Raw genomic sequence first — 13,344 nt, 5'->3', positions numbered from 1 at the left:
TTACGAAATTATAAAATAGATTAGGGTAAATAAATGATAACTTTTAGCGAAATGCTACTAAAATTACAAGAATTTTGGATGAAGCAGGGGTGTAATATTGTTCAGCCATATGATATTCCGGCAGGTGCTGGAACTTTTCATCCAGCTACGTTTCTTCGTTCACTAGACTCAACTCCATGGTCCGTTGCCTATGTTGCACCGTCTCGTCGACCAACTGACGGAAGATATGGGGAGAATCCTAACAGACTCGGTTCTTACTATCAGTTTCAGGCACTTATAAAACCATCACCTGACAATATTCAAGAGCTTTACCTGAAATCTTTGGAGCACTTGGGACTTGATGTCTCACAACATGACATCCGTTTTGTAGAAGACAACTGGGAGTCTCCTACTCTCGGTGCATGGGGTCTTGGCTGGGAAGTTTGGCTCAACGGAATGGAAGTGACTCAGTTTACCTATTTTCAACAGGTAGGAGGGATAGAATGCAATCCCGTAGCCGTTGAAATAACTTACGGAACAGAGAGACTTGCCATGTACTTGCAGGGTGTTGATAATATTTTTGATATCGTTTGGAATGAAAATGTACACGGAAAAACTTACTATAAAGATGTGCACAAAGAGAGTGAAATAGAGTTTTCGAAGTACAACTTTGAAGTCGCAGATGTTGAGATGCTGTTTGCTGAGTTTAATGCAAAAAGCAAAGAGTGTTTGCGCACCATTGAGGCTGGGCTTCCTCTTCCGGCTTACGACTTGTGTATGATGGCAGCAAACACATTTAATGTACTCGATGCAAGAAAAGCTATCTCACAAACAGAGAGACAAAACTACATCCTAAAAATCCGTGAACTATCAAAAGGGTGTGCAGAGTTGTACAAATCACAAGAAGCTGAGAGAATTGAGAGAGTTAGGGCTTAGTTCTTGAGTGATACGCTCATCGGTCAAATAGACAAAATACTTTTTGAAGATGAGGGCTTTTTTATAGCGGTTTTAAAAAGCGGTGAAAAAGTCAGTGGCTCTTACTATGAGAGCGAAGTCAGTCATATAAAAGGGTCGGCTATAACCTTAAAAGGTTACTGGGAAGAGCATAAAAAATACGGAAAAACCTTCAAATTTGAATCTATCAAAGTAAATCAAAATCAACTATTTTTCTTTTTAAATAAAATTGTTAAAGGTTTTACCAAACAGCTCTCCGCTGAACTAATTGAGCATTTTGGAAATGAGAAGCTCATTGAAATCTTGGACAATGACATAGAAAAACTATTGGAGTTTAACGGGATAAAAGAGAAGAGATTAAAGAAGATTCAAGAGTCTTGGAAAAAATTTCGCTCCATGAGAAAACTTGGCGAGTTTTTAAGCCCTTATGATGTATCTCAGGCTTTGCTTATAACAATCTCAACTGCTATGAAAGACGTAGATGAACCTTGCACTAAGATAAAAAACAATCCATATATTTTGACCTCAATAAACTCTATAGGGTTTAAAAGGGCAGATGAGTTGGCACTTAAAATGGGAGTTACTCCAGAAAATGACAACCGCATAAGTTCCGCTATGGATTATGTGCTTTTAAACTATTGTGAACAGCAGGGAAACAGCTGTGTGGCAAAAGAGATTCTGTTTGATGGGCTCAATGAGCTTCTTGGGTTTAGTGACAAAAACTACCTTTATGAAGCTGCACTCATAGAGAGAGTCAGTGAGCAGAGTATAGTTATTATGAAAAATAACAGAGTCTCTCCGGCTAGGCTTTATGACTCTGAAAAGTATCTGTATGACACGTTTATAGAGCGGGCTAAAAAAGACAGTGGCGGTTTAGTCGGTAATTTGGATGAATTTTTAAAAGAGAGTGAATTACAGCTTGGAGAACAGCAAAAAGAGGCAGTTCAAAAGATTAATGAAGGTGCATCACTCCTTTTTTTAGTCGGATATGCAGGAACCGGAAAGAGCACAACTTCAAAAACGATACTGGATTTGTTAAATACAAGATATGATGCAAAAGAGATAATGACATGTGCTTTAAGCGGCATAGCATCGCAGAGAATTGCCGATACAACAGGTTATGAAAGTGCAACAATTCAATCTCTTTTGGTAAAGTTTGAAGATAGAGACCATTTTCCATTCTCCGTTGTACTGATAGATGAAGCTTCCATGATTAACTCGTCTCTTTTTGCAAGGCTTGTGAGAAAGATAAGCAATAAAGCCGTGCTTATTGTTGTTGGAGATGATGCACAACTGCCGCCAATAGGTGCAGGAAATATTTTAAGTGACGTTTTAGAATTAAAATTGGCACCGATAGTAAAGCTTACAAAAATTTACCGACAGAGCGAAGATCAAGCCATAACTTTCATAGCTAATGATATACGAAAAGGGATTGTGCCGGAGTATAGAGCGAAGTATGAAGATTTTGAGTTTATAGATGTAAGTATGGCTAACTACTATGCTTTGAAAAATCAACTCTCACAAAATGAGTTACAAGATATGCGTGAGGATAACGCCTCTCAGATTGTTACTCAAATCGTGCATAAAGTTGTAGACTCAATCGAGAAGGCAAGATATAGACTGAGCAACAAGCAGATAAAAGAGTATCTGAATTATTTTCAAGTTATAACCCCAATGAAGGGCGGAACTCTGGGCTCAAACAATCTTAACATAGTTTTGCAGGAGTACTTTAATCCAAACCCTAAAAAGTGTGTTAAAAAAGGGGGGAGTGAGTTTAGACTTATGGACAAAGTTGTCCACACAAAAAATGAGAACATGACTTCATGGAGCACAGACGGTTTTAAGAGCGGGGAAGAGTCGAGTCAAAGAAGAATATTTAACGGCATGAGCGGACTGCTTTTTAAGATAGAAGAAGAAGATGAGCAGGTATTTGTTTTTTACCCAAATGAGGATGTTGTAGTTGTATATGAGTACGAAGAGTTAAAGTCCCACTTGATGCTCTCTTATGCTCTTACCATTCACAAAGTTCAAGGGATGGAGTACGACATTGTTGTTATCCCTATGAGTTTCTCTCACTTTATTATGCACAACACAAAGTTGATTTATACAGCGGTTACTAGAGCTAAGCATAAGTGTATTTTGATTGGTGAGAGCGGAGCTTTTGAGTCTGCCTGCAAAAAGTTTGAAGCCACCCGAAGAGATACCGTTCTTTTAGAGTTATAATGCAAGAGTAAGGGCTTTTTTATTAACATCGCTCTATAATCAAAACAATATTTGTTTTTGGAGTCTTGCATGTCAATAGGAAATAAACTAAAAATAGTTATTTGTGGTAAAAGCGGCTTAGTCGGCTCAAAATTAGAAACTCTGTTTAACTCAAAACATAACGATGTGATTGGTTTAAAAGTACGTAATGATACGCCAATCGAGAGTATCGCCAAGGAGTTAGAGAAGTGTGACATTCTGATAAACTTAAGCGGGACAACTATAATTGCTCGGTGGAGTGATAAGTACAAAAAAAATCTTTACAGCAGTCGCATAGATACAACCAAAAAGCTAGTTGATGCAATGAAGTTGTGTAAAGATAAACCAAAACTTTTTTTAACCGCATCAGCCGTGGGAATTTACAACTCCATTGATTCTCATAATGATGATTCTCAAAATTTTGCAGATGATTTTTTATCTAAGCTATGTCAAGATTGGGAAGCAGAGGCTAGAAAGGCTGAAGTTCTTGGAGTTAGGTCCGTTCAGATGAGGTTTGGAGTTATATACGCAAAAGAGGGTGGGGCGATGCAAAAAATATTGCCACCTTTTAAGATGGGCGTTGGTGGAAAACTTGGCAATGGTTCACAAATGGTCTCGTGGATTCACATAGATGATTTGCTTAGAGCTATCAAATTTATTGTTAAAACTCCAGAAATCAGAGGCTCTGTAAACTTCACTTCACCATCTCCTTTGTCAAACAATGAACAAACAGAAATCTTAGGAAAAATGCTACATAGACCTACTTTTTTTAGTGTGCCATCTTTTATGTTAAAACTAATTTTTGGGGAGGGTTCTACTGTTATGCTTGATTCAAAAGAGGTATATCCGACAAAGCTGCTTGAAAATGGGTTTGTTTTTGATTATGAAAAATTTGAAGATGCTTTGCAAAATATCCTAAAGTAGGTATATCTTTTTTTCTACATGTAGAATATTTTAAGCAGTGTGGCATATTGCCGTACTGCTTTAGCGAGAGTTAGTAACTCTCACCCATCTCTTTGTTATCAATCATCTCTTGCTTGAAGGCTACAACCTGATTTCTCCCGCCCTCTTTCGCTTGATACAATGCAATATCTGCAAACTTGATACATTTCCAAATGCTGTCACTGTCCTGCGGGAAGCGAGAACACCCTACACTTAGTGTTTTGCTAAATGTTTTGCCAGCTGCGGGAATTTTTTGTTTGGAGAACTCAACTCTTATAGATTCTGCAATTTTTATAATATTATCTTCATTGCAGTTGTATAGAAGTGCTATAAACTCCTCTCCACCATAACGAATCGCAAGGTCGGATTTGCGTATCTGCTTTCTAATCACACCTGAGACTATGCGAATAGCTTCATCACCCACATCGTGTCCATAATCATCATTTATCATTTTGAAATAATCAATATCAATCATTAAAACACCATATGAGGTATTAGCGCGAAGTGCCTGAGGAACCGATATATCAGCAAATTCATCTAAAAACTTTCGATTGTACATATTTGTAAGTTGATCAACTCTAGCTATCTTGTTAAGAGTTTGCATCAATTTTTTCCCAACTATTGCAGGTCGTGCTGTAGTTATGTAATCTTCAATATCACTCATGATTGATCTCACATATTCCGTCTGCTTCTCATCACTAGTAACAATTGTTAGAACTAGTTGCAGTTCATTTGATATTGTATATGGAGTACAGATATACTCTTTACCAGCCTCAAGATTAGAGACTTCACAGGAGTTTGCAAAAACAGTTGAGTCTACGCTTGCATTTATACGGTCTGCTCTGCACTCATTATCTATGATATCACAGTGACACTCTTTTTGTGAATGAACAATTTTTTTGAGTTTGTTCATAGTATCAATTTCAATTATAGTAAATTCATCTAGGTTAAAATGATTTTTCAGAACATATGCTATTCTATTGTATATATCTTCGAGTTCTTTATCATTTTCTATAGTTTGTTTAAACTTATAGATATCTGATAATCTGTCTATTGTACAGTTGATATTTTTAAGAGGATCAGCCTCTTTAACATAATTTTTATTTTTAATAAATACATATACTTTTTTATCTAGCTCTTCAAATGTATGTTGGAGTTTTTCCAAAAGGGAATTTAAAAGGCTTGCCAATGAAGAGTTCTCTTCATTCTTAGAGCCTTTAACTCTTATGGAATAATCACCATGTTTTGCACCGTTCATAACATCTCTAATGGAGTAAAATATACTGACGAAAGGTTTTATAAACCTATTTATAACTATAAAAACAAATAAGACTGCTATGAGTGTTAGACCCATATTATAAAGAACGGTTCTTATGCTACCCATGCGAAGTTCAGTTATATCCATTACCATGCTTACAACACCTAAAACTTCGCCCTCTTTTGCCTCATGGCACCCCATACAGCTTGGAGTCTGAAATTCTGTTGCAGCGAAAGGGATGGTTACACGAATTGTGCTTTTGCCTAGTGTTTCGGTTGTGATTGATTTTGTATTTCCGGTTTCAAGCACCTCTTTGTCTATATTATCTCTTGGTATTTCATTGTTATGACCTTCTCCGTACTGTTTTACAACGCTAGGAGATCTTGCTATCCAAAGTTGACTAATCTTCTCCACATCGCCTATCTGTTTTAGAAAATAGTCTCTCTGATCTGTAATTCCATTAACCATATGTGCAGTAAGACCAATTTTTACAATTTCTGCAGTGATACTAGCCTTGTCTTCAGCCGTCTTTATACCATAGTTTCTAAAATTTATTACCGTACTAACTATCATAGCTATAAAAAATAGAGTAAAAATAATCACTAGCGATACAATGACTTTTTGTTTTGATTCCATCAATCAACCTTTTTTTTAATAATGAAGATTTTAGCGTAAAATAAATTATTTTACTCAACTCGTATGTTCTTTTTTTTGTAAATTTTTAGTTTATACTTCTTTTGAGTTGTTCGTTAGAAGTAATGTATCGGTACTTAACTAAAGCGGCATAGTCTAGCTTGTGCGAAAGTCGGATAATTACACTTTAAATTTGAGTGGCGAGTGGATCGGTTTCTAATATCTTTTTTTTGCAAGAAAAAGTTGAAGCTAGATCGGATTGAATCACGAGGCAAAGTTATGTGTAGTATTATTGCTTAAAAGTCACATAGGAGTTTACTCCTATGCTAACGAACTCTCTTAAAATATTAGGAGGTTCACGGTGTCAAATTGTATCGGAATTGATGTATCAAAAGCAAGTATAAATATTCATATAGCAAAGAATAAGCAGGATTTAGTTTTAGAGAATAGCATTAAAGGTTTCAGGTCTCTTATCTCTAAATTAAAAAAAATATATAAAAAAGAGATGGAGAATATTGTCTTTATTTTTGAGCCAACAGGTAGTTATTCTGAAGCACTTAGAAAATATTCTTCAGAACAAAATATCAAGTGTTTTATCATAAATCCTAAGCAGTTTAGTAATTATGCTAAAGCATTGGGAGTGGAAGTAAAAAATGATATTGAAGATGCTAGAGTTCTTTCAAAAGCTCTTCATTTAGCTAAAGATAATCAGATCAAGGTTCCTGTATATAACGAAGATATAGAACATATTAAGGAGTTGATGAGTTTTTATAAATTCACGAAAAAACAAACAACACAACAGAAGAATCATCTTGAAGCATTGACAAGTAAAGATGGTGATAACTTCTCAATTAAAGAACTTAAAAAGTCTATCAAAGAATCGAAAGAAAAAGAGCTTAGAATTATTGAACAAGTACAAACTTTAATTGATTCTACGGATGAATATAAAATTGCATATGACAATATTATATCAATAAAAGGAGTTGGTCAAATTGGTGCCATTGTACTTTTACATCTCTTTTTAAAATACCCAGAAGCTAATCAAAGGCAGATTACCTCGTTAACAGGTCTAAATCCAATTTATAGACAATCCGGTACATCAATTCAATCAGGTTATAAAATAGCAAAGTCAGGCGCAAGTCTATATAGAAGTGTGATTTTTATGTCAGTTCTTACTGCTGTACAACATGATAAAAATTTTAAAAGTTTTTATGAGAGATTGAAATCTAAAGGAAAACATACAACATCTGCTCAAATTGCTGTCATGCGAAAAATAATACTTACTGCACATTCTCTTTATAAAAATAATAGAAAATATAATGAAAATTATAATACTCATGAAGCTTCTGATATGGAATAAAATTGAAGAGAATTGTTACTATCGGTATCATTTTTAAAGGAAGTTAAACGTGGCGACTTTCGCACATAAAACCTAACTCTTTTTGAGTATAAGCACTGAGCACAGCGATAATATTGAGTAAATTTTTATTATCCTTGACAACATTTTGGATTTCAGAGATTTTTGTCAGTATTTTAATAAAGAGTTGCATTGATATTGCCAGTGTTTCAAGCTCACATTCTAAATCTCTAAAGAGTTCTCCAAGAGTTTGTGGTTCATGCTTTATACGGTTAATATAACTTACAATGTTATATGCAAACATAGATAGTGTTATTTTTGCAATTAGTGATTCATAGATACGATTTTCTTCTTTTCCAAAACCGAAGAGGTTTCTGAGATCTTTATAGCCTTGTTCAATATTCCATCTCTTTTTATAAGTTGCTAGAATCTCTTTGCCTGCAATAGTAATATCACTTGAGATAAAAACTAACAACTCTTTACCTGTGTGTAAAAATACGAGCTTGACTTTACCTAAAACTGCATGTTCTACAATGGCATCGAAATATTTGTACGATATTTTGCCATGTTTACCACTACTTTTGTGACGATAGTTTTTCATACTGTCATAGATTGCATTCATAGTTTTATGTTTGCCTTTAAAGTTCCAAATAAGTTTATTGTTTGGAAGTCTTGCTATTACTGGCATACCAAGTTCATTAGCTTGATGTATGAAATTCGGTTTAGCATACCAGCTATCTACGAGCAAGTAATCTGCATCAACACCGTTATCCAAAGCTCTTTGCAGCATCTCAATAGCTAGTATATTTTTGCCTTTAGTAATTTCACTCTTTCTCTGATATGCATTACTTCTGTGATGTAGCTTATTTGTGAACTCTGAAATATCTTTTCTATTGCTACCATTCATTTTTATAGAAAAATCTAATTGAAAAGTTGAATGTGAATCTGCATAATTTAGAGATACGATATTGAGCGCATTGATACTCCTATGTTCTTTATTGCTCCAAATATATTTACAGCTTCCCTCAATGTATTTACCTCTCTTAGACTCTACTGTATCGTCAATAATGAGTAAGCGATGTTCACCATTTTTATGTAGTGGTTTTATTCTTTGCAAAAGTGCAGTAGTACTTAGCATTAAAAACTTTCGCCAGTTGTAACGACTATCTTTGATAAATCTGTAATAGGCATCTTTCCCAAATGCACTATCGCTCTTTTTTATAAATGTTGACTGGCGTTTTTGCATCACTAACATATAAACGAAGTGTAATATTATTTGAAATGGTGGATAGCCAACATTTCGTTTAATGAAGTTGCTCTGCTTAAGTATTTTTGTGATTTTTATCTCTGTTAGCACTTCAAGTATTGGATTCTTTAATATGCTTCTCACTGCAGTTTGTATATAATTGTCAAGTTCCATAAAATAGCCTTGTATTTTTGATGTTGTGGTGACAAAATTATACTAAAAAGTGGCTATTTATGGGCTTTAATACTCAAATTAAGTTCGTGGATTTAGTGAAATCTATGTGCGAAAGTCGCCACGTTTAACTTCCTTTAAAAATGATACCGATAGTAACAATTCTCTTCAATTTTATTCCATATCAGAAGCTTCATGAGTATTATAATTTTCATTATATTTTCTATTATTTTTATAAAGAGAATGTGCAGTAAGTATTATTTTTCGCATGACAGCAATTTGAGCAGATGTTGTATGTTTTCCTTTAGATTTCAATCTCTCATAAAAACTTTTAAAATTTTTATCATGTTGTACAGCAGTAAGAACTGACATAAAAATCACACTTCTATATAGACTTGCGCCTGACTTTGCTATTTTATAACCTGATTGAATTGATGTACCGGATTGTCTATAAATTGGATTTAGACCTGTTAACGAGGTAATCTGCCTTTGATTAGCTTCTGGGTATTTTAAAAAGAGATGTAAAAGTACAATGGCACCAATTTGACCAACTCCTTTTATTGATATAATATTGTCATATGCAATTTTATATTCATCCGTAGAATCAATTAAAGTTTGTACTTGTTCAATAATTCTAAGCTCTTTTTCTTTCGATTCTTTGATAGACTTTTTAAGTTCTTTAATTGAGAAGTTATCACCATCTTTACTTGTCAATGCTTCAAGATGATTCTTCTGTTGTGTTGTTTGTTTTTTCGTGAATTTATAAAAACTCATCAACTCCTTAATATGTTCTATATCTTCGTTATATACAGGAACCTTGATCTGATTATCTTTAGCTAAATGAAGAGCTTTTGAAAGAACTCTAGCATCTTCAATATCATTTTTTACTTCCACTCCCAATGCTTTAGCATAATTACTAAACTGCTTAGGATTTATGATAAAACACTTGATATTTTGTTCTGAAGAATATTTTCTAAGTGCTTCAGAATAACTACCTGTTGGCTCAAAAATAAAGACAATATTCTCCATCTCTTTTTTATATATTTTTTTTAATTTAGAGATAAGAGACCTGAAACCTTTAATGCTATTCTCTAAAACTAAATCCTGCTTATTCTTTGCTATATGAATATTTATACTTGCTTTTGATACATCAATTCCGATACAATTTGACACCGTGAACCTCCTACTATTTTAAGAGAGTTCGTTAGCATAGGAGTAAACTCCTATGTGACTTTTAAGCAATAATACTACACATAACTTTGCCTCGTGATTCAATCCGATCTAGCTTCAACTTTTTCTTGCAAAAAAAAGATATTAGAAACCGATCCACTCGCCACTCAAATTTAAAGTGTAATTATCCGACTTTCGCACAAGCTAGACTATGCCGCTTTAGTTAAGTACCGATACATTACTTCTAACGAACAACTCAAAAGAAGTATAAACTAAAAATTTACAAAAAAAAGAACATACGAGTTGAGTAAGTTATATTAACCGTATAAAGCATGAACCACAAACTCTTGGAGAACTCTTTAGAGATTTAGAATGTGAGCTTGAAACACTGGCAATATCAATGCAACTCTTTATTAAAATACTGACAAAAATCTCTGAAATCCAAAATGTTGTCAAGGATAATAAAAATTTACTCAATATTATCGCTGTGCTCAGTGCTTATACTCAAAAAGAGTTAGGTTTTATGTGCGAAAGTTGAGTTACTTTCATTATTAAATCAGGGTATATAAATTCATTATCAATACCATTATAAATTCCACACATTCCAACATAATCAAGAGAATTACTTCTTTGAATTAATATATCTCCTTTTTTTAACCATAATGAAGAGTTAGTATCTATTTTTTCATTAATGTATTTGAATTGAGTATTATCAAAATATCCATATGTTATTGCCCCAAGTTTTAGTGTCTTTGTTTCTGTTTCAAAATCAACTGCCTTTGGAGAATATCCATTCTTTGGATTTTCATATATTACATCACCTAACTTACACCATTGCCAACTATCAGGAATATTAAAAGGCACTTCATCTTCATTTATTGCTGAAATAGGTTTTTGTTTTTTAATTTTTTTATCTTTTAGAAGTTGCTCTTTTTCTACCTTGATTTTTTCAATTAAAATAGAAGCACTTTCAACATTACTATTTTGTTCTCTCCATGAGGTAGTTAATTTTCCCTCTATTGCTTCTTGTAATATTAATTGTCGGAGTTTTTTTAATAGTATTTGTTGATTATCAACTTCATTATTTAGGTTATCTATATCTATTTCAACATTTTCAAATTTTTCAACTATCTCATTTTGAGTTTGAATATCTGGAAGATTAATCTCTAACGGTAGTATATGCTTTGGTTTTATTTCTGTTTTTATACCACCTTTAATTTGTTCATTTAGTAATCTTATAAATTCAACACTTTTTAGAAATCTCTTAAAATAGCCAACATTGATTTTTTCTTTATCAAAAGTATATGATGAATAATGAATAGTAGCAACTATGTCCTCTTCTAAATAATATATTCCCATTGCACCTTTTGAAACATTGATACCAGAAATTACTAAGTCCCCTTGTTTTATTAAAATCATATTTGTATTGGAAGGTTTAGTGCTTATATGGAAGTTACCACTAAAATCTATTTTATCAATTCGTTTTAGACCTTGTATATCTTCATCGGAGGGTTTATATTTACCTTTTCTTTCAAAAAGAAAATCTCCAATTTTGGTTTTATTCCAAGCCATTAATTCAACTCATTTTTCAAGGTATTCAGTAGTTCGTCACTTTTTATAAATGAAGCATGAAGCATATCAAGAAGTTCAGAAGAAGTGTGTATATCTTCTTCTTCCTCTTTGTGAGGATTTCTTATATCAAGATTAAAGCCATTATCTTCTATGGTTTGAATACCAACTTTCCATGCTTGTTCATTTTCTTCTCTATTGCTCCACCACTCTTTTATAGTATCAAATTCACTTAACTTAATTGGTTTTGTTTTAGAGTAAGCCTTTTGTCCCTCTGGAAGTTTATGCTCATAGTACCATATCTCTTTTGTTGGTGTTCCTTTTGTAAAAAAGAGTAAGTTTGTAGAAACTGTTGCAGGAAAAAATGCTGTACTTGGTAATCTAATTATTGTATGAAGATTACAATCAGTTAGAAGTTTTTCTCTAATCCTTGCTTTTACACCATCTCCAGTAAGTGAGCCATGGAATGTCCCCTATAAACTAGACAATTACTAACCCAGTAAAAACCTATATATTTGAAGACTCCATATTGTATCTTTTTTCAAACTCATTTGGTGAAATATAATCTAAATAACTATGTCTTCTTTTTGAGTTGTAGAACATTTCTATATATTCAAATATTTTAGAGGCTGCAATTTTTCTCGTTAAAAATATCTGTTTTCTGACAAGCTCTTTTTTTATAGTTTTGAAGAAGCTCTCTGCAACAGCATTATCATAACAGTTGCCTCGTCTGCTCATGCTAAGAGTGATATTATTCTTTTTTGCAAATGTTTTATACTCATAGGCGCTGTATTGACTTCCTTGATCTGAGTGAAGAATTACATTGTCGTCCTTGTTAAGTCTTGCAACTGCCATTTTGAGAGCATTTATAATTAAAGGTGTTGTCTGTCTATGTCCTGTTGCCCAGCCAATAATTTTTCTACTATATAAATCTATAACAGTCGCTAAGAATATCCATCCCTCTTTAGTTCTAGTATAAGTTATATCACTAACCCATGTGTCATTTGGCTTTCCTGCTATAAAACATTGATGCAGATGATTTGGATGTGCTTTATGAACTGGACCAGCTTTAGAGTAAGGCTTGCGTTTATAAGTGCCAACACCATAGAGTTTGGCTTCGCTCATAAGTCTAGCTACTCTTTTTTTATTGACATGGATGCCGAGTTCCTTTAAATCCTTATGAATATTTCTATGACCATATACACCCTTTGAATCTCGATAAGCCTCTTTTATTTGAATGAGCAATTCTTGATTTTCAAGTTCTCTATTGGATATAGGTTGATTAAGCCACTGATAGTATCCGCTACGGTGTACTTGCATAACTTTACACAGTCTATGAACTGTGTAAAATTGACTATGCTCTTTGATAAAAGAGTATTTTAACTTGTGTGGCTTGCAAAGTACACCGCGGCCTTTTTTAGGATGTCCCTCTCTTCTGTAACTCTCTTAAGTTCCTTCTGGAGTTTCTTTATCTCCGCGTTTGAAGCATCTGATATTTTATTCTTTTCTATAGCTTCTGGGGATTCTAATCTCTTAATCCATCCACTTAAAGAAGTTGGATGAATTCCAAGTCTCTGCGCCGTATCTGTAATACTGTAACCATTGTCGGTAACTTGTTTTACTGCCTCTATTCTAAACTCTTCGCTATAAATTATTCTTGCCATTTTTAACCCTATTAAATTTCATAATGCTTTAGCATTATTTTATCTAAATTACTGAATTAAAGTTTGTCTAGTTTATAGGGGACATTCCATAGAGCGTGTTAAAGAGGGTTGGGTAAATATTGTTCCATAAACAAAAATTTACTTAAATTAAAAATCAAAG

At 33.4% G+C, this 13,344-nt stretch carries 9 protein-coding genes and 1 pseudogene; 4 read left to right on the top strand and 6 right to left on the bottom strand.

The window, feature by feature from the left end:
* Positions 1-33: 33 nt before the first annotated feature.
* The 3 genes from glyQ (at position 34) to HUE88_RS12075 (ending at position 4,098) form a co-directional block, all read left to right on the top strand.
* Complete coding sequence (gene glyQ, locus HUE88_RS12085; protein ID WP_194369370.1) at positions 34-915, top strand: glycine--tRNA ligase subunit alpha; 882 nt, start codon at positions 34-36, stop codon at positions 913-915.
* A 3-nt stretch (positions 916-918) separates the two neighbouring features.
* Positions 919-3,156, top strand: coding sequence for an AAA family ATPase (locus HUE88_RS12080; RefSeq protein ID WP_194369368.1), 2,238 nt, complete (start codon positions 919-921; stop codon positions 3,154-3,156).
* Positions 3,157-3,225: 69 nt separating this feature from the next.
* The gene (locus HUE88_RS12075) at positions 3,226-4,098 is read left to right on the top strand and encodes a TIGR01777 family oxidoreductase (protein ID WP_194369366.1); all 873 of its coding nucleotides are present in this window, start codon (positions 3,226-3,228) and stop codon (positions 4,096-4,098) included.
* A 70-nt stretch (positions 4,099-4,168) separates the two neighbouring features.
* Here the strand turns inward: HUE88_RS12075 and HUE88_RS12070 are convergent, their stop codons facing one another.
* Positions 4,169-6,010 carry a GGDEF domain-containing protein gene (locus HUE88_RS12070; protein WP_229860083.1) on the bottom strand — a complete coding sequence of 614 codons (1,842 nt, stop codon included), beginning with the start codon at positions 6,008-6,010 and terminating at the stop codon, positions 4,169-4,171.
* 358 nt (positions 6,011-6,368) lie between these two features.
* Between HUE88_RS12070 and HUE88_RS12065 the strand changes: the two genes are divergently transcribed.
* Positions 6,369-7,367, top strand: a complete 999-nt coding sequence (locus HUE88_RS12065; RefSeq protein WP_194369361.1) for an IS110 family RNA-guided transposase — start codon at positions 6,369-6,371, stop codon at positions 7,365-7,367.
* Between the two features lie 43 nt (positions 7,368-7,410).
* On the opposite strand, the gene HUE88_RS12060 is transcribed toward HUE88_RS12065, so the two are convergent.
* From HUE88_RS12060 to HUE88_RS12040, 5 genes and pseudogenes are all read right to left on the bottom strand, one after another.
* A complete protein-coding gene (locus HUE88_RS12060) occupies positions 7,411-8,784 on the bottom strand; it encodes an IS4 family transposase (protein WP_194369363.1) in 1,374 nt (457 codons plus the stop codon).
* A gap of 171 nt (positions 8,785-8,955) precedes the next feature.
* A complete protein-coding gene (locus HUE88_RS12055; protein ID WP_194369361.1) occupies positions 8,956-9,954 on the bottom strand; it encodes an IS110 family RNA-guided transposase in 999 nt (332 codons plus the stop codon).
* 501 nt (positions 9,955-10,455) lie between these two features.
* Positions 10,456-11,370 carry a restriction endonuclease subunit S gene (locus tag HUE88_RS12050; protein ID WP_194369359.1) on the bottom strand — a complete coding sequence of 305 codons (915 nt, stop codon included), beginning with the start codon at positions 11,368-11,370 and terminating at the stop codon, positions 10,456-10,458.
* Between the two features lie 152 nt (positions 11,371-11,522).
* Positions 11,523-11,975 (bottom strand): annotated as a pseudogene (locus HUE88_RS12045) (N-6 DNA methylase); the annotation flags it as partial.
* A 52-nt stretch (positions 11,976-12,027) separates the two neighbouring features.
* A protein-coding gene (locus HUE88_RS12040) for an IS3 family transposase (protein ID WP_194369357.1) occupies positions 12,028-13,184 on the bottom strand; the annotation gives its coding sequence in 2 pieces (ribosomal slippage) (positions 12,028-12,941 and positions 12,941-13,184; 1,158 coding nt in all).
* Between the last annotated feature and the right edge of the window lie 160 nt (positions 13,185-13,344).

Source organism: Candidatus Sulfurimonas baltica (genome assembly GCF_015265455.1).
Taxonomy (GTDB): Bacteria; Campylobacterota; Campylobacteria; order Campylobacterales; family Sulfurimonadaceae; genus Sulfurimonas; species Sulfurimonas baltica.
The sequence above is the reverse complement of the archived record's forward strand: the minus strand, read 5'-3'. Positions and strand labels throughout refer to the sequence as shown.